The 17,854-nt window shown below is 60.8% G+C and carries 13 protein-coding genes; 11 read left to right on the forward strand and 2 right to left on the reverse strand.

Translation table 11 applies throughout. The features are described 5' to 3' along the window. Window positions 1–11 precede the first annotated feature (11 nt). From kdpC to ACZ6WW_RS06755, 11 genes are all read left to right on the forward strand, one after another. Window positions 12–605, forward strand: a complete 594-nt coding sequence (gene kdpC / locus ACZ6WW_RS06705) for a potassium-transporting ATPase subunit KdpC (protein WP_465273503.1) — start codon at window positions 12–14, stop codon at window positions 603–605. Between the two features lie 13 nt (window positions 606–618). Beyond that, window positions 619–2,703: a potassium-transporting ATPase subunit KdpB gene (gene kdpB, locus ACZ6WW_RS06710; protein ID WP_465273504.1), complete on the forward strand. Its 2,085-nt coding sequence runs from the start codon at window positions 619–621 to the stop codon at window positions 2,701–2,703. Between the two features lie 53 nt (window positions 2,704–2,756). After that, window positions 2,757–4,241, forward strand: coding sequence for a DUF4118 domain-containing protein (locus tag ACZ6WW_RS06715; protein ID WP_465273505.1), 1,485 nt, complete (start codon window positions 2,757–2,759; stop codon window positions 4,239–4,241). After that, entirely contained in the window at window positions 4,238–4,945 is a 708-nt protein-coding gene (locus tag ACZ6WW_RS06720) for a response regulator (RefSeq protein WP_465273506.1), read from the forward strand. Before ACZ6WW_RS06715 ends, ACZ6WW_RS06720 begins: the two co-directional genes overlap by 4 nt. Window positions 4,946–5,036: 91 nt before the next feature. Next, window positions 5,037–5,837, forward strand: coding sequence for a transporter (locus ACZ6WW_RS06725; protein ID WP_465273507.1), 801 nt, complete (start codon window positions 5,037–5,039; stop codon window positions 5,835–5,837). A gap of 198 nt (window positions 5,838–6,035) precedes the next feature. Then, the gene (locus ACZ6WW_RS06730; protein WP_465273508.1) at window positions 6,036–6,611 is read left to right on the forward strand and encodes a lipocalin-like domain-containing protein; all 576 of its coding nucleotides are present in this window, start codon (window positions 6,036–6,038) and stop codon (window positions 6,609–6,611) included. A 58-nt stretch (window positions 6,612–6,669) separates the two neighbouring features. Further along, window positions 6,670–7,461 carry a class I SAM-dependent methyltransferase gene (locus ACZ6WW_RS06735; protein ID WP_465273509.1) on the forward strand — a complete coding sequence of 264 codons (792 nt, stop codon included), beginning with the start codon at window positions 6,670–6,672 and terminating at the stop codon, window positions 7,459–7,461. Window positions 7,462–7,543: 82 nt separating this feature from the next. Then, entirely contained in the window at window positions 7,544–8,398 is an 855-nt protein-coding gene (locus ACZ6WW_RS06740; protein ID WP_281848648.1) for a LysR family transcriptional regulator, read from the forward strand. 118 nt (window positions 8,399–8,516) lie between these two features. After that, entirely contained in the window at window positions 8,517–10,301 is a 1,785-nt protein-coding gene (locus tag ACZ6WW_RS06745; protein ID WP_465273510.1) for a DUF885 domain-containing protein, read from the forward strand. 290 nt (window positions 10,302–10,591) lie between these two features. Further along, window positions 10,592–11,710, forward strand: a complete 1,119-nt coding sequence (locus tag ACZ6WW_RS06750) for an efflux RND transporter periplasmic adaptor subunit (RefSeq protein WP_465273511.1) — start codon at window positions 10,592–10,594, stop codon at window positions 11,708–11,710. A 10-nt stretch (window positions 11,711–11,720) separates the two neighbouring features. Further along, a complete protein-coding gene (locus ACZ6WW_RS06755; RefSeq protein ID WP_465273512.1) occupies window positions 11,721–14,831 on the forward strand; it encodes an efflux RND transporter permease subunit in 3,111 nt (1,036 codons plus the stop codon). Between the two features lie 24 nt (window positions 14,832–14,855). On the opposite strand, the gene ACZ6WW_RS06760 is transcribed toward ACZ6WW_RS06755, so the two are convergent. Together ACZ6WW_RS06760 and ACZ6WW_RS06765 are read right to left on the reverse strand one after the other, a co-directional pair. Then, window positions 14,856–16,763, reverse strand: a complete 1,908-nt coding sequence (locus ACZ6WW_RS06760) for a glycoside hydrolase family 76 protein (protein ID WP_465273513.1) — start codon at window positions 16,761–16,763, stop codon at window positions 14,856–14,858. Between the two features lie 439 nt (window positions 16,764–17,202). After that, on the reverse strand, window positions 17,203–17,841 hold the full coding sequence (locus ACZ6WW_RS06765; RefSeq protein WP_465273514.1) for a TetR/AcrR family transcriptional regulator: 639 nt from the start codon (window positions 17,839–17,841) through the stop codon (window positions 17,203–17,205). Window positions 17,842–17,854 lie beyond the last annotated feature (13 nt).

Raw genomic sequence — 17,854 nt, forward strand, 5'->3', positions numbered from 1 at the left:
GGCATATGACTATGAACCCTGCTCTTGTTCGTCCCGTTCTTGTTCGCCCCGTCCTCGTTTCGGCGGTATTGTTCATGGCGGTGACCGGCATCGCTTATCCCTTGGTCAGCACCGGCATCGCGTCCGTTCTCTTTCCGCATCAGGCGGCCGGTAGCCTGGTGCACCAGGGTGAAGCCGTGGTGGGTTCGGCGATGCTGGGCCAGGATTTCCACGCGCCGCGTTATTTCCATCCGCGCCCCAGCGCCACCAGTGACCAGCCTTATAACGCCGCATCGAGCGGAGCCAGTAACCTCGGCCCCACAAGCGCGAAGCTACGTGACGCCGTGAGCGAACGTGCGGTCGCATTCCGCAAGGAAAACGGTTTGGCCGATGGCACGCCGGTGCCGGTCGATGCGGTGACGGCTTCGGGTTCGGGCCTCGATCCCGATATCAGCTTGGCCAACGCGCATGCGCAGGCCGAACGCGTAGCCAAGGAGCGGCACCTGTCGGTGGATGAGATCAACGCGCTGATCGATCGCCAGGCGCAGGGACGCCAGTTGGGCCTGCTGGGCGAGCCGCGCGTCAATGTCCTCGCGCTGAACCTTTCGCTTGATCGCGCACGCTGATCGGGATACTTCCATGAGCACTCCACAAATCTCCATGTCAAAAACCGCTGAAAATCCTCCGGCGATCGAATCGCCCGGGTTCGGTGCCATCGTTCTTGACGCGTTCGCCAAGCTGGCTCCGGCCACGCAATGGAAGAATCCGGTCATGTTTGTCGTCTACCTCGGCAGCATTCTCACCACACTACTTGGCATACAAGCGTTGCGCGGTCACGCGGATGCTCCGGCAGGTTTTGTGTTCGCCGTCGCTGGCTGGCTGTGGTTCACGGTGCTGTTCGCCAACGCTGCCGAAGCGCTCGCCGAAGGACGAGGCAAGGCACAGGCGCAGGCTCTGCGCGCGGCGAAGAAGCGGGTGCACGCCAAGGTATTACGCGAGCCGCGTTACAACAGCACCTGGCATATCGCCAACAGCGACGAGATCGTTGCCGGTACCTATGTGCTGGTGCAGGCGGGTGACACCATTCCCGCTGACGGCGAAGTGGTGGAAGGCGTCGCATCGATCGACGAATCGGCCGTCACCGGTGAATCCGCGCCCGTGGTCCGTGAATCGGGCGGCGACTTTTCGTCGGTGACCGGCGGTACGCGCGTGTTGTCGGACTGGATCATCGTCCGCGTCACCGCCAATCCGGGTGAAGCGTTCCTTGATCGCATGATCGCCATGGTCGAGGGCGCGCGCCGCGGAAAAACACCGAATGAGATTGCCCTGACCATCCTGCTGGTGGCGCTGACTGCCATCTTCCTGATGGTCTGTGCCAGCTTGCTGCCGTTTTCGGTGCTCAGCGTGGCGTTGAGTGGCCACGGTAGCGTGGTCAGCGTGACCGTGCTGGTAGCGCTGCTGGTGTGCCTGATTCCTACCACCATTGGCGCGCTGCTCTCGGCTATCGGCATTGCGGGTATGAGCCGCATGCTGAAGGCCAACGTCATCGCCATTTCCGGCCGTGCGATCGAGGCTGCCGGCGACGTGGACGTATTGCTGCTGGACAAGACCGGCACCATCACGCTGGGCAACCGTCAGGCGCACGCCTTTCATCCCGCCAGCGGCGTGACCGAATCTGCCTTGGCGGAAGCCGCGCGCTACGCATCGCTGGCGGATGAAACGCCCGAAGGTCGCTCCATCGTCACCTTGGCACACGCGATACTGGGCAATGATGAGCCGGGCCTTCCCGAGAATAGCGTGGCGGTGCCGTTTACCGCGCGCACTCGCATGAGTGGCATCGACATGAGCGATCGCTGCATCCGCAAGGGTGCGGCATCTGCGGTCAGCGCGTATGTGGAAAACCTTGGCGGTGCCTTTACCGCCGATATCGAGCGTACGGTCGAGATCATCTCGCGTCGTGGCGCCACGCCGCTGGTCGTTGCCGATGGTCGCCGTGTGCTTGGCGTCGTGGAATTGAAAGACATCATCAAAGACGGCATCAAGACGCAGTTCGCCGAACTGCGGCGTATGGGCATCACGACAGTGATGATCACCGGCGACAATCGCCTGACGGCTGCCGCCATCGCGGCGGAGGCCGGCGTGGATGATTTCCTGGCCGAAGCCACGCCCGAAGACAAGCTGGCACTTATCCGTCGCTACCAGGGCGAGGGGCACCTGGTGGCCATGACCGGTGACGGCACCAACGATGCGCCTGCGCTGGCTCAGGCAGACGTGGCGGTGGCGATGAATAGCGGCACCCAGGCAGCGAAAGAGGCCGGCAACATGGTCGATCTGGATTCGAATCCGACCAAGCTGCTGCGCGTGGTGGAGGTCGGCAAGCAGATGATCATGACCCGTGGTGCGCTGACTACTTTTAGCGTCGCCAACGATCTGGCGAAATATTTCGCTATCGTGCCAGCGGCGTTCGTGGCGACGTATCCGTCACTGGACGCGCTGAATATCATGCGCCTGCACTCGCCGGCGTCGGCCATCCTCTCTGCGGTCATCTTCAATGCGCTGATCATCGTCGCACTGATTCCGTTGGCCCTGCGCGGGGTGCGTTATCGCCCGGCGCCGGCGAAAGACCTGCTCACGCGCAACCTGCTCATTTATGGGGTGGGCGGCATTATCGCCCCCTTCGTCGGGATCAAGCTGATCGATCTCCTGCTTACCCCTCTGATGTGATTGCGAGTGCTCTTGCCGATAGCCGCTCCCGCGAGGGACGGCTATCATGGCCAATGATGATCCCGCACCCCGCACAGGTACCATCGCGTCCATTCCGATATCGCGTGCTGGCCTACGCCGTGGCCGCCTGCGCCACGACCACCGGCATCGCGGCCATGCTGTTGCGCGTTTTCGACTTGTCGAACGTGGTCATGGTGTTCCTGCTCACGGTGATGCTGGTGGCCCTGCGTTGGGGCCGCGCCGCCGGCGCCCTGGCAGCCATCGTGGCCGTGGGCAGTTTCGATTTTTTCTTCGTGCCGCCGGTGTGGTCGTTCCACGTCTCCGATACGCAGTACCTGTTCACGTTCTTGCTGATGCTGGTGGTGGCCCTGGTGACTGGCCAACTGGCCGCGCGTCTGCGTGCCGAGGCCGTAGGCGCCGCTGCTGGCGAGCGCCGGGCAAGCGCGTTGGCGGCCGTGGCCACCGATCTGTCCGTCGCTGTGCGCAATGAAGACATCGCCGATGTGTGCGCCGCGCGTATCGGTCCGTTGTTCGATGGCAAGGCCACGCTGCTGCTGCCTGGCCGTGACGAGCGCATGGCAGCCGATGGAATCGGTGATCGAGGCATCGCCCAGTGGGTCCTTGAAGAAGGACGCCCCGCGGGTCGGGGCACCGAGACCCTGCCAGCGAACGATGCCATCTATCTGCCATTGACGACACCGTTGCGGACGCGCGGTGTGCTTATGCTCGAACGGAGCGCCACCCAGCCGCTGGACGCGGAGCAGGTTGGCCTGTTGCGAGCGTTCCAGTCGCTGATTGCGCTAGCGATCGAGCGCGTGCATTTCGTCGAGGTGGCGCACGAGACTCAGCTACGCATGGAAGGCGAGCGTTTGCGCAACGCGTTGCTATCTGCGGTTTCGCACGACCTGCGCACGCCTTTGACTGCGATTCGTGGCATGGCCGGCATGCTGGACGAGAGCGACGTAGCGCAGGCCATCATGAACCAGGCCGACCGCATGCAACGCCAGGTGGCGAACCTGCTGGATGCCGCGCGCCTGCAAGGCGAAGGTGTGCGCCTGGACTTGCAATGGCATGCCCTGGACGAACTTGTCGGCTCCGCGCTGGCCTCCATGCACCTTGGCAGGCGACGCGTCGTGCTCGACATCTCGCCCGAGATCCCGCTGGTCGAGCTGGATGCCACCTTGTTTGAGCGCGTGTTGGTGAACCTCTTCGACAACGCCACAAAGTACACGCCCGACGATGCCACGCTCTACATCCGCGGCGATCGCACCGGTACGCACGTGATCCTTCGTGTCGAAGACAACGGCCCGGGTTTTCCGGCGGGCATCGACACCCATGCGCTGTTCGCCGAGTTTGTCCGCGGCGCGCGCGAATCGGCCGTCCCCGGTGTGGGTCTGGGCCTGGCATTGTCGCGACGTATCGTCGAGGCGCATGGTGGCAGCATTTCGGCATCGCGGCGCGAGCCGCATGGCGCGCGTTTCGAAATCATCCTGCCGGCTGGTGAGCCGCCGACGATCGATCTGGAAGATCCCGCATGAGCAAGCCACGTATTCTGGTAGTGGAAGACGAAGCGGACATCCGCCGCTTTCTTCGCCTCGCCCTGGAGCGCGAGGAGATGACCGTGTTCGAGGCCGGTGACGCGCTGCGAGCGCGTATCGATGCCGCCAGCCGCCAGCCCGATCTGATCGTGCTGGATCTCGGGTTGCCCGACGATGACGGCAAGGCGGTAATTCGCGAGGTGCGCGGTTGGTCATCGGCGCCGATCATCGTGCTGTCCGCTCGCGATAGCGAAGCGGAAAAAGTGGCTGCACTGGAAGCGGGTGCCGACGACTACTTGGTCAAGCCTTTCGGCGTACCGGAACTGGTGGCGCGTGTGCGCGCGCAATTGCGCCGTGCCAGTCTCGCGGGCGATCGAAGCCAGGCCAGCGCACGCGTGCGTTTCGGCGATATCGAGGTAAACCTTGCCACGCACGAAGTGTGGCGGCGCGGCGAAGAGGTACACCTCACGCCCATCGAATTTCGTCTACTGGCAGCACTGGTGCGCGGACAGGGCAAGGTATTGACCCATCGTCAGTTGCTGATCGACGTATGGGGGCCTGGCTATGCCACGCGCGCGCACTACGTGCGCGTTTATATGGCCAACCTGAGGCTCAAGCTGGAAGACCAGCCCGCGCGTCCGCGCCACCTGGTGACTGAATTGCAGGTGGGATATCGGCTGGCGGGTATCGCCGAACCGTCTTGATGGCACCTTGATACCGCTTCAAGGAATACGGCGCCGTCCATAGACGCCGGTGCCTAGCATGCATGGTCATCCTTGATCCAAAGGCTTGACCATGAACCTTCGTTCCATCGCTGTTCTGCACCTTGCATTGCTCGCCGCCGTATCGACATTCGCTGCCCACGCCGACGACGCACCACCGATCTGTACCGACCGTCCGACCAAGGCCAACGCCCCCTGCACGGTGCCCGAGGGCATGTGGCAGTTGGAAACGGATATCGGTAACGCTACTCACGATGCGCACGATGGCGGCAGCACCGATACGTTGTACTTCCTCAATCCGTATCTCAAGTACGGCATCACTAGCCGCACCGACATCGAAGTGAATTGGGCGCCCGCGATACGCGTGCGCACGAAGGCCGATGGCGGCCGCACCACCACGAACGGTGCCGGTGACCTGTATGTGCGACTGAAAACGAATCTCTACAGCGGAGTTGTGTTCAGTGCCTCGATCATTCCCTTCGTCAAGGCTCCCACGGCATCGCACGGCATAGGCAATGATCGCTGGGAAGGTGGCATCGCACTGCCCATGAGCGCGGTCGTCGGTGGCGGATTCACCTTGACCGTTGGACCGGAGCTTGACGCACTGGCCGATGCGGACGGGCGCGGCCGCCACCTTTCCGTGACCAACCTGGTCAACATCGCCCATCCGCTGACGAGCAAACTGTCCATGGCGGTGGAGTACTGGCGCCAGGACAATCGCGACCCCTCCGGTCACGTGAAGCAGGAGTCAGGTGATATCGCCTTCATCTACGCGGTTAACCCGAACCTTCAGCTGGACCTGGGCGCCAACATGGGTTTGAACAATGCGACACCGGACCGGCAGATGTACCTGGGTCTGTCGTATCGGTGGTAGCACTCCGCACGTTGCTTCCTTTCTCGCCACGGCACTCGTTGTGGCGAGAAGTTCGTGCAAGCGTCAGTGATTGCGGCGGCGCAACATCAGCGTCAGTCATATCGTTTTGCAATGACTGAAATATGCCCGGGGTGGATTTAATGATGTGTGGTGGCCGGCTAGGCTCAGCTCACCCCATCCCCGAATTAAGGCGTTCCCATGCATCGATACGGCACGATTCTCGCGCTTTGCGGATTGGCGCTGGTATTGCCTTGCCGTGTCCATGCCGATACAAACGCCTTTGAAAAGTCAGTGCAACGCTCTGATTTATCTAATGAAAATTCAGGCGTTGCGGCAGGTCGTGTGCCGGCGTGGCTGGTCGGTACCTGGGTGCTGATCCGTTGCGACAATGTCTATCCGGATGGCCGCCTGGTAGAGCTTTATGGATCGAATCCCCAGGGGCTGTGGCTCATCGACGCCCAGGGCCATTACATGATGCAGATGGTTCGGGCCGAGCGGGAGCCATTCGCCGCCAACGACAAATCCAAGGGCACGCCCGACGAATACCGCGCGGCATCGTTGGGCTCACATGCGCATTACGGGTGGGTAAGCGTCGATGGCGCCCGACTGCACACACACATCACGCATGCGTCCTATCCGAACTGGGATAACAGGGACGGCAATACGACATTCGTCCTCCAGGGTGATTTGCTGACTTATTCCGTGGACAAGCCGAGCAGTGGCTCGGCTGAAGGCGCTCGCGGCGTGGTGGTTTGGCGCCGGGTGGCCATTTGAACGTATGACTTGAACGGTACGACCACTCCCGGTTCTTTCTTTCGGAGCAATACGATCCATGAACAAGTTCCTGATGTGCAGCGTGCTCTTGCTTGGAACAGTGACGTTGGCACATGCCGACATGCAAGGGCTGCCTGCCTATGTATCGGCGGCCGTGGCCGACCATTCGCGGCCGGAGGCCGATACCAAGCGCGACGCGGATCGCAAGCCAGCCGAACTGGTCGCCTTTGCAGGCATCAAACCCGGTGACAAGGTGGCCGACGTGATGCCGGGTGGAGGCTACTTCACACGAATCTTCAGCAAGGTCGTCGGCCCCCAGGGCCATGTCTATGCCGTCGTACCGTCGAGTCTGGCGGCCGGTGCTCCGAAGAAGGTCGACGATATCAAGGCATTGATCGCTGATCCCGCATACGGCAATACAACGCTCGTCATTCGTCCTTACGATCAACTGGGTGCGGACGAGCCGCTCGACGTCATCTGGACCGCGCAGAATTATCACGACGTCTATGGTGGCGTCAGTGTCTTTGCGGTGGCTGGCGAAAGCGGCCCCGAAGTAACGGAGAAAATGGATCGCGCTGCTTTCAAGGCGTTGAAGCCCGGTGGGATCTATATGGTTATCGACCACGTTGCCAAGGCGGGCTCTGACGCGCAGGTCTCAAAGACGCTTCATCGGATGGATCCCGATCAGGTGATTGCGCAGGCAAAGGCGGCAGGGTTTGTGCTGGAGGCTCGAAGCGACCTGCTTGGCAATGCACAGGACGCGCACGAAAAGATTATATTTGCTCCGGAAATCCGCGGGCATACCGATCAGTTCGTGCTGAAATTTCGCAAGCCGAAGGCATCGAATTGAGGCAAGGCGGGCATGCTCCGGCAAACGTATCCCTGACACATCCCCATGTGTCAGGTGCATTCTTCTGCCAAAGAAACCCACCATGAAGAAGCTCGATCTCGAGGCGGTCAAGGCATTCGTGCTGACTGCCGACCTGCAGAGTTTTACACGCGCCGCCGAAGCGCTCGACAGCACGCAATCTGCTGTCAGCACCAAGTTGCGGCGCCTGGAGGAACATCTGGGTCGACGCCTGCTCGAGCGCACGCCAAGGCAGGTGCGCCTATCTGCCGAAGGCGCGGCGTTTCTTGTCGCTGCCCGTGAGCTGGTGGGCGCACACGATCGGGCCATCGCCTCATTTGATGTGGAGCAACGGCGCCTGATCATCGGCATCAGTCACCAACTGATCGGTGGCGAACTGCCTGTCCTGCTGCGGCGCATGAACGAACACGATCCGAACCTGGTGATCGAGCTGCGCGTGGCAGGGTCGCGCGAGGTCAGCCAGGCCTACGAAGCGGGAGCGCTGGACGCAGCGTTGGTGCTTCAGCCCGCCGAACAACGGCGCCAGGGCGAGGTGCTGTTCACCGAATCGTTCGCCTGGGTGGCTGCGGTCGATTGGGAGTTGCGAGCGGGGCAGCCGTTGCCGCTGTCCACGCAAGGCGAGTCGTGCAGCATTCGGGCGGGAGCGGTGAATGCGCTCGATCAGGCAGGCATTGCCTGGACCGAGGTCTTCGTGGGCAAGGGGTCGTCTGTCGTGGGTGCGGCCGCTTCGGCGGGACTGGCTGTCGCGGTATTGGCGCGACGAGCGGCACCCGCAGGCACGATCGATATCGGTCCGGCACTGTCATTGCCGCCGTTACCGACCCAGGAAGCCGTGATGTATACGGCCCTCAATGATCGTCGTTCGCGCAATGCATTACACACGCTGGGAATCGCTTTCAAGAGTTTGACCCAGGTCTGACAAAGCCGATTTGCACGAGGATACGTGGGCGGTTTGCAGCCCGCGTGGGGACGCGTGCGGCCAACGATCCGAACGTACATCACGGGACGGGGATACGATGAAAATAGAACGATGGTCGATGATGGCTCTCTTGCTGGGCTCCGTCGTTTGCGGAGTTTCGGCGCGGCCCGTCGATGTATCGACGCGTTTGAAGTCGCTCGATGCATTGCTGGCAGAGCAGTGGGAGCACCAGCTGGAAGCCAATCCCGAGTCGGCTACGGTGCTTGGAGACCTGCGCTACAACGATCGCTGGACGGACGCCTCGCTGGCGCATGTGCAGAGCGAGCGCAAAGTCACGGAAGACTTCCTCAAGCGCTTCGATGCCATCGATACCACGGGTTTTCCGGGCGAGGCGAAGCTCAGTCAGGCGCTGATGGTGCGTCAGCTCAAGGAAGATCTGCGCAGCGTCGATTTGAAGTTGTACGAAATGCCGCTGGATCAGATGAGTGGCGTGCAGGTTCAGCTACCCAGTCTTATAAGCTCGATGCCCTTCAACACGACCAGGCAGTACGAGGACTATCTTGCTCGCCTGAAGGCGATACCGGTTGTGTTTGAGCAGACCATCGAGACGGCACGACAAGGCCTGAAGGATGGCCTGATGCCTCCGAAGTTCGTGTTGGAAAAGGTGCTGACACAGATCGATAGCATCGCCAAGCCTGCCGGCGAGGACAACACGTTCGCCGGCCCGTTGAGACAGTTTCCGGACAGCGTGTCGCCGCAAGATCGCAAGCGTCTGCATGACGCCATCATCGCGGCCATCGACAACGATGTGCGACCGGCATACTTAAAACTGGGCAAGTTCGTCGCGCAAGAGTACGCCCCGCGTGGACGAAGCGAGCCTGGCATCTGGCAGCTGCCCCATGGGGATGTCATCTATCGTTTCCGCATCGAACAGCAGACGACAACGACGGCAAGTCCGGAGAGCATCTATCGACTCGGTCTGGCGGAGGTTGCGCGTATCGAGGGGGACATGACGGTGATCGCCAGGTCCCTGGGTTATCAGGATCTGGCCAGTTTTAGAAATGCGCTCAAGAACGATCCCAAGATGCATCCCCGTTCGCCCGAGGATCTACTCGATCGGTATCGCGTATATATTGCGGGCATGGAGCCGGCGCTGCCCAAGTGGTTCGATTTGCTGCCTGAAACGAAGCTCAAGGTCGTGCCGTTCGAGAGCTATCGCGAAAAGCAGTCGCCACCCGCATCGTATCAACAGGGGACGCCGGATGGTTCGCGGCCTGCGCAGCTTTATGTGAATACGGGTGACTTCACCCATCGCACGACGATGGAGATCGAATCCATTGCCTACCACGAGGGTATCCCAGGGCATCATCTGCAGTTCTCGATCGCGCAGACGTTGCCGGGTTTGCCGCCGTTCCGCCAGCAGGCGGCCTATACCGCTTACATCGAGGGCTGGGCGCTGTATGTCGAGGGCCTTGGCAAAGAGATGGGATTTTACAAAGACCCCTTGTCCGACTATGGCCGGCTCTCTGGCGAACTGCTGCGTGCCGACCGTCTGGTGGTGGATACCGGGGTGCACTACAAGCATTGGACACGCCAGCAAATGGTGGATTACCTCCACGCTCATTCCGGCCAGGACGAACCGGATATTCAGGCCGAGACGGATCGATACATCACTTGGCCCGGTCAGGCACTCGCCTATAAGGTCGGCCAGTTGAAGATGGTCGAGTTGCGTGAGCGGGCACGGAAATCGCTCGGCGATCGTTTCGATATTCGCGCGTTCCACGATCAGATTCTCGGTAGCGGCGCCTTGCCACTGGATGTACTTGAAGAGCGCGTCGATGCCTGGATTGCGTTGGTGAAAAGCGGTGCGGCTGGAGCACATTCGGTGGGGCGGGCTTCGTAGCACTGATCTATTGAAACCTCGAGAAACCCCTCCTATTCGTCATTCCGGCGCAGGCCGGAACCCAGTGGCTTTGTGATGGGTTGTCGCGAGCACATGCAAAGCCGGCTTTATCGCGACAACTGAAAACCGATGCCACTGGGTCCCGGCCTGCGCCGGGATGACGAGAATTAAAACTGAGATTATTCGAGGCTCCCTTCAGTCGTGACAAGTCGCGACGGAATCGTATGTCGTGTTTGAAGCCTCTCCTGCAACGATTGCCTTTTCCGCCACAACGCCGAACGGTCATTTCTATGCACTGGAAAAAGAGCATATACATCGCCACCGCCCTGGCCGCGCTCATCATCGGCATCCGTTTCGTGGGAGGCGACCGATCGGCCAGCACGGTGGCTCGTACGGTAGATGCCGGTGTACCCGTCAAGATCGCTGTCGCCACGCTCGATGACATCGATCTTTCATTGACCGTGGTCGCCCGTACGGAGGCCTGGTCGACAGTGAACGTTCGCGCCCGCGTCTCCGGCCAACTTGAATCGCTGGGATTCAAGCCGGGTGCGAAAGTACACAGGGGTGAGTTGCTGGCGCAGATCGATCCGCTGCCGTTCAGGGCACAAATTGATCAGGCACGCGCAAACGTAGCCAGCGACCAGGCGAAGCTCGACAAAGCGCAGGCCGATCTACAGCGTTACGCGAAGGTTCTGGCCAAGGGCTTTGTGTCGCGTACCGACTACGATACCTACAAGGCGAACGTGGAGGTCAGCCATGCCAGCCTTCAAGGTAGTATCGCCGCGCTGGAGCTGGCCAGGCTTCAGCTGAGTTACGTGCATATCGTAGCGCCGTTCGATGGCGTTGCCGGCCTGCCACAGGTATGGCCTGGCGCCCAGGTGAGCGCCAACGCGACCGACATCGTCGTTCTGAACCAGATCGAGCCGATCCGGGTGACTTTCAGCCTCCCCGAGGGGAGCCTGGATGCCGTTCGCCAAGCGCAGGCGCAAGGCAGTGTCCCCATACAGGCACAACTGCCCGGCGACGGGAGTGTGGCATTGCAAGGAATGTTGGATTTCATCGACAACACGGTAGATCCAACGACCGGCACGATCGTGCTCAAGGGCCGTTTCGAGAATGGCGATGACCGCCTCACTCCGGGCCAGTTCCTGCAGGTAAAGCTGCCCACCCGTCGACTCAATCATGTGGTGAGCGTGCCAGCGTCCGCACTACAGAGCTCGGACAAGGGCGACTTTGTGTTTGTGGTGGGTGTCGACGGTAAAGCGCATCAACGCTATCTGGCCGCCGGGCCGGGCAGTGCAGGGCGAATCATCATCAACAAAGGCTTGCAGGCCGGCGAACGCGTGGTGACGGATGGTCAATTGCTATTGACCGACGGTACTGCCGTGCACGCGTCGGACGGCGTATGAGATCGCACCTGTGAATCTATCGGAACTGTGCATTCGTCGCCCCGTTATGACGACGCTGCTGATGGCGGCGCTGGTGATCTTCGGCATCGTTGCTTATCCCAGGTTGGCGGTAAGCGAGCTGCCGAACGTTGATTACCCCACCATTCGCATCAGTGCGAGCCTGCCGGGCGCAGCACCCGAGACCATGGCCTCGGCGGTAGCGACGCCGTTGGAATCGCAGCTCTCGACCATCAGCGGGGTAAGTTCGATGAACTCGTCCAGTTCGTTGGGTACCTCGACCATTACGCTTACCTTCGATCTGGGCCGCAATATCGATGCCGCCGCCCAGGATGTGCAGTCGGCTCTTTCCGCGGCGCAATTGCAGCTACCCAAGGACATGCCCGCGCCGCCGGTCTTTCGAAAGGTGAACCCCGCTGCCGCACCGGTGCTGCTCCTGGCCATGACCTCGTCCACGCTGCCGCCGGCACAATTGGATGAGTACGCGGAGACTCGATTGGCGCAGCGGCTGTCCACGATCGACGGCGTTGCCGAGGTGCACGTTTATGGCTCGGCCAAATACGCCGTGCGCATCAGTGTCGATCCCGACCGGTTGGCGCTTGCAGGTATTGGCCTTGACCAGGTGCAGAAGGCCGTTGCGGATGCCAATGTGAATCAGGCTACCGGGACGCTCTACGGTGACAGCCAGCAGTTTGTCGTGCGAAACGACGGCCAGCTCCTGCGCGCGGCGCCGTATAACGATGTCGTGGTGGCTTATCGCAACGGGGCGCCCGTCCGTCTGGGAGATATCGGCGAAGCCAGGGACAGCGTGCAGAACGACCAATTGGCGAGCTGGTATAACCATGATCGCTCGGTGCTGCTCGCCATCCAGCGCCAGCCGGGTGCCAATACCGTCGATATGATCGAGCATATCAAGGCAGTGCTTCCCGGCTTTATCGCAAGCCTGCCGCCGTCCGCGAAACTGTCCGTGCTTTACGATCGATCGCAAACCATTCGAGCTTCCGTAGCTGATGTGCAGTTCACGCTGCTGTTGGCCGGCATACTCGTCGTGCTTGTGATCTACCTGTTTCTCGGTAACCTCTCGGCAACATTGATCGCCGCTGCCGTCTTGCCGATTTCCATCGCGGGCAGCATCGGCGCGATGTATGTACTTGGCTACAGCCTGGACAACCTCACGCTGTTGGCACTGACGCTGGCCGTTGGTTTTGTGGTCGATGACACCATCGTGATGCTCGAAAACATCGTGCGTCATATCGAGGCCGGCCTGCCGCCGTACGACGCCTCCATCAAGGGGGCGCGCGATATTGGCTTTACGATATTTTCGATGACCTTGTCATTGATCGCGGTATTTATCCCGGTGATGTTCATGGAGGGGATTGTCGGACGCCTGTTTCACGAGTTTGCGGTAACCATCAGCGTAGCGATTCTGATCTCAGGTCTGGTCGCCATGACGCTGACCCCTATGTTATGCAGCCGGTTCATCAGGGCGCATTCGCCGGAGCATGGTCACCGATGGATCGTGGCGTCCGATCGTGGTTTTGCCGCCATGCGGGAGGCATATATCCGCAGCTTGAACTGGTGCCTTGCGCGGCCACGATGGGTGCTGGGCATGTTTGCTTTGAGCCTGCTCTGTACGGCATGGTTGTTCTACGACGTTCCCAAGGACTTCATCCCCGCCGGCGACAGCGGCCAGTTGCGCGTAGTGACGGAAGGCCCGCAGGACGTTTCCTTTGGCGGCATGGTGACACGCCAGCAGCAGCTGGCCGAGATCGCAGGCAACGATCCGAACATCGATGCCTATATGTCATCCATCGAAGCGGGAGGGTCGACGATCAACGATGGCGACATATTGTTGAGGTTGAAGCCGGCCAGCGAGCGCAAACTTACGCCGGAAGAGGTCATTCAGGAGCTCCGACCAAAGTTTGCCAAGGTGGTTGGCATGCGCGCTTACATCATCAATCCGCCGCTGATTCAAATCGGTGGCCTGCGTTCCAAGTCGCAGTACCAGTACACGCTGCAATCGCTCGATCTCAACACGCTGTATGCGTGGTCCAGTAAAGTGACTGCCGCCTTTGCGGCGTTGCCCGGTTTTCAGGATGTTGCCAACGACTTGAACCTCAACAGCGCGGCCGTAGCGGTCGAGGTGGACCGTTCCAAGCTTGGGCCGCTGGGCTTGACCATGGCGCAGGTGCAGTCCGCCCTGGGGGCTTCGTTCGGGCAGAACCAGATATCCACCATTTACGGCACGGCCACCCAGTACTGGGTGGTGATGGAGGTCGAGCGCAAGCTGCAAAACGACCCGTCCGTACTGTCGAAGATCTACGTCACCTCAAACAATGGCAAGTTGATTCCATTGAGTACGTTGGCCAGCTTTGTGCGCAAGGCGCAGGTGCTTACGGTCAACCATCAAGGTGAATTGCCCGCGGTGACCGTTTCCTTCGGCCTGGCACCAGGCGTCAGCTTGAGCGATGCCGTGAAAGCCATTCACGGCGCGCTGGATCATATTGGCTTGCCCGCGAGCGTCGGCGGCAGTTTTCAGGGGACGGCCCAGGCGTTTCAGCAGTCTATGCAGGGTATGGGTTTGCTATTGCTGCTGGCCGTGCTGGTTATCTACGTGGTACTGGGCATTCTCTATGAGAACTTTATTCATCCGTTGACTATTCTTTCGGGCCTACCCGCGGCGGCGGTCGGCGCGTTGCTGACGCTTCTGCTGTTTCATAAGCCGCTCGACTTGTTCGGCTTTGTCGGTATCGTGATGTTGATCGGTATCGTGAAGAAGAATGCGATCATGATGATCGACTTCGCACTGGTTCGTCAGCGCGAGGGAGGACTGTCATCGGCTGATGCGATTGTCGAAGCCTGCGCGGCGCGCTTCCGGCCCATCATGATGACAACGATGGCGGCGTTTGCCGGCACCTTGCCTATTGCAGTGGGCGCCGGTGCGGGGGCGGAATCGCGGAGGCCTTTGGGGTTGGCCGTAGTCGGCGGTCTGCTTGTCTCGCAGGTACTCACCTTGTATCTCACGCCGGTCATCCACCTGTATCTCGATCGCATACAGCAGCGCTTTCGTGCAGGCGCCTTACGTGGCGATGTCCCCCGTCCCGGTGTCTCCGCCCTCGAATAATTGAGGGCGGAGACATCGATAGCGCTATTGGACGATATTTGCCGTGACGTGATAAACGCGCCCACCCCAACCATCGTTGGGGAAGGAGTCGGACACCTTCAGGTAAACCGGCTTCGCCCCATTCGTGGCGGCGCCAAGGTACGGTGTCAGGTCGATGCTGCGGTCGGCTTTGTTCGAACCGTCGGTGACGGGCTGGTTCTCCTGCAGCACGGTCGTCCAGTGTGCGTTGTCGGTGCTGACCTGCACCAGGAATTCGGCGTCGATGGTCAGGGTGACTTGCGCCGAGGTGGTGTCGGCGGGGAAGGGGAACCGATAGGTGAAGTGCGCATTGCCGTCGGCGAAACGGTTCTGCACACCGTTGCTTTGCGAGCCATCGGGATCGAACAGCCACGGAGTTTCGTTGACGGTGCCCGTATCGAAGTCGATCTTGTGCGCGACCAGCACGTCAGCCTGAGTAGTGAAATGCAGTCCTGCTGCCATCAGGTTCGCGGTGACCATGTGGTGTCCATCCGTTGCCAGGCTTGGCACGGCGACGCTCAGCGGAATGGTGTCGCTGACCGGCGTCGCGTTGCCGTGCGGCTGCAGGCGCACCAAGGTGGCTCGTGGTGAGACGCTCCATCCAGCGGGTGCATCGATGGAGGCAAGCGTTTGCAGCGGGAAGAATCCGGTGGCCGATACGCCGAGATCGATAGCGATCGTTGTGACGCCCGAGGCGGTCGGCATGATCACCGGTTGCGCCGGCGACATGGTCGCGGCCAGCGACTCCAGCGGTGTCCTGGTGGGTATGTCGCCAATCAAGGCGCTGAGCGCGCTGGCCTGGGTGCGCCAGTCGAACACATTGGGGTGATCGTCGGTGGTGGCACCGGACCAGCGCGTGCCGAGTCGGCCGGCGGCGTCGCGATCGTTGCTCCAGATGCTCTCGGCTTGCTGATCGAGGAACGCTGCGTACTGACGATCGTGAGTGGTATCGACAAGGTCGGTCCAGTAGCGCATGAAGATGCCCTTGAACTGCTTGCCGTTGTCGTCGCAGGTCTGGTCCGTGGCATCACAGGTTTCGGTCAGGACGCCATCGGTGACCAAGGCGCTCGAACTCATGGCGGCATCGGCCAGTCGTTGCACGCTCGCCAGGATGTGCGGATCCCTGGTGGCACGCCATAATTCCAGGCCGGCGCCTATCGCCATGCCCTGGTTGTAGGTCCATACGTTCTGGCCGTTGTTGGTGCAGGTATCGGTGAGGCCGTCGTTGACCAGACCGTTGGCGTTGATCATGCCGCTGCCCTGAAACCAGTCCCATGCGGTGCGCGAGCGAGCCAGCCACAGCGTGTCGCCAGGTATCCGGTTGTGCAGCTCGGCGGTGAGCCGGATCCACAAGCCGTTGGTGACGGCGTTCTTGTACGTGCGCTCGGCGTTCCACCAGACACCGCCGCCGCAGGTGCTGGTGTCCCAGTAGCCATTCACGTAGTTGGCGATAGTGACCGCCATCGCCAAGTACTTCGGGTCTCTGGTCAGGTCATAGGCCTGCAGCCAGGTCAGGCCCCACCATTCGGTGTCGTCGATGGCCCGGCTGGTGAAGTTGCCCAGCAGAGGATCGCCCGACAATACGCCGGCAGGGAACACGCCTTTGTCTTTTTCGAACGTGTTGTTCAACTGGGCGAGATAGCGGCGATCGCCAGTGCGTTGCATGTAGTCGCCAATGGTTTGCAGGGCGACGGCCGAGTTCCACCAACTGGACGGAAACCAGGCCTTGTCCGGGTCGTAGGAACTCATCAATACGTCCGCTGCCACCCGGGCACGTGCGACGGCTGTCGGACCATCGGTTCGTGAACTAGCTGCTTGATCGGCCGCTGCCGCAGGAAAGGCGGCAATCAGCGCCGCCAGGCCGGCTGCGGCCAGCAGTGTCCTCATTCGTATGCGTATTGCTTCGAGATTCATGATCGGAAGCGCTCCTCACAGATACCCACGAAGGGGAGGGAGGTCATATCTCTCCCACTATTCCAAGACCGGACTGTGGGCGGTGATCCGGCTCGAAAACGTGCAGGCATGGAGCCGTCTAGATGGCCATGTCTTGTCTAAATGCATCCGCAAATACGCCCAGCAGCACACACTGCCGCGTGGCTTGTGCTCCCCTGCGGACCTGCGTGATTCCTGGGTTTAGATCGATCTAAATTAAATCTCAAAAAAAAGGTCAATGACCCGATGGACGCAGTGTCCGAATGCTGAGCGATCAATGCCTGTGATCCACTGTAACCCGCTTTTGCGGTGTGATGCTTGCTGCATCGCAGAAGGGCGCAATGAGAGCGGGAATAGGGAGGAGCTGTGTCGTGTGAGGTGCGTATACGTTTGCTTGAGCGGCGCGTACTCGAAACGTCCACTAAATATACGGTGTTCCTGCTAGCGCAACGTTGACGCCAGCGAAGCCGCGTTCCATTACGCGCTCAAACGCCAGCTTGGGTTTTCGGCCTTTACGAAAGTCGGCAAGCGCCTCGCCATACGCCACCACCAAGGTGCCCATGAGCATGGTGGCTGCAAGGCGGGCATCGGAATCCGGCGTCGGCCTTTCGACGGCGTCAGCAAGCATGTCAGCGAGATCGTCGGCGAGTGTTCCCTGCAGTTCGCGTGCGCGAATCGTAAGCGCCGGGCTTTGTGCAACCGTTCGCCAAAACTGGACAGGCCGCTCGGACATTCTGAAGAGTGGATGATCCTCTCTCAGCAACGTAAGCATCAGCGCCTCAAACGCATGCACCGGAGATTGCTTGCCACGCTCGGCCAGGGATCGCCGAACCAGATCGCGCAATTCGTCTTCGCGATCGAAGACCAGGTCTTCCTTGCGAGGGAAGTAATTGAACACCGTCTTTCGCGCGACCTCGGCTTCACGCGCGATGTCGTCAACCGAGACGTTTTCAAAGCCTCGTTCGACGAAAAGGCGAGTGGCGATGTTCGAGATACGTTGCCGGGTCTCCGCTTTCTTGCGGGAGCGGAGGCTGTCCTGGGGGATGTCGCTGCGAGTCATGGCATTTATTTTA

The organism is Dyella sp. NPDC103356 (genome assembly GCF_055584465.1).

Bases quoted from the DNA above. Each gene is read 5' to 3' on its own strand.
- kdpC (WP_465273503.1), top strand. From the start codon at position 12: ATGAACCCTGCTCTTGTTCGTCCCGTTCTTGTTCGCCCCGTCCTCGTT.
- kdpB (WP_465273504.1), top strand. From the start codon at position 619: ATGAGCACTCCACAAATCTCCATGTCAAAAACCGCTGAAAATCCTCCG.
- ACZ6WW_RS06715 (WP_465273505.1), top strand. From the start codon at position 2,757: ATGATGATCCCGCACCCCGCACAGGTACCATCGCGTCCATTCCGATAT.
- ACZ6WW_RS06720 (WP_465273506.1), top strand. From the start codon at position 4,238: ATGAGCAAGCCACGTATTCTGGTAGTGGAAGACGAAGCGGACATCCGC.
- ACZ6WW_RS06725 (WP_465273507.1), top strand. From the start codon at position 5,037: ATGAACCTTCGTTCCATCGCTGTTCTGCACCTTGCATTGCTCGCCGCC.
- ACZ6WW_RS06730 (WP_465273508.1), top strand. From the start codon at position 6,036: ATGCATCGATACGGCACGATTCTCGCGCTTTGCGGATTGGCGCTGGTA.
- ACZ6WW_RS06735 (WP_465273509.1), top strand. From the start codon at position 6,670: ATGAACAAGTTCCTGATGTGCAGCGTGCTCTTGCTTGGAACAGTGACG.
- ACZ6WW_RS06740 (WP_281848648.1), top strand. From the start codon at position 7,544: ATGAAGAAGCTCGATCTCGAGGCGGTCAAGGCATTCGTGCTGACTGCC.
- ACZ6WW_RS06745 (WP_465273510.1), top strand. From the start codon at position 8,517: ATGATGGCTCTCTTGCTGGGCTCCGTCGTTTGCGGAGTTTCGGCGCGG.
- ACZ6WW_RS06750 (WP_465273511.1), top strand. From the start codon at position 10,592: ATGCACTGGAAAAAGAGCATATACATCGCCACCGCCCTGGCCGCGCTC.
- ACZ6WW_RS06760 (WP_465273513.1), bottom strand. From the start codon at position 16,763: ATGAATCTCGAAGCAATACGCATACGAATGAGGACACTGCTGGCCGCA.
- ACZ6WW_RS06765 (WP_465273514.1), bottom strand. From the start codon at position 17,841: ATGACTCGCAGCGACATCCCCCAGGACAGCCTCCGCTCCCGCAAGAAA.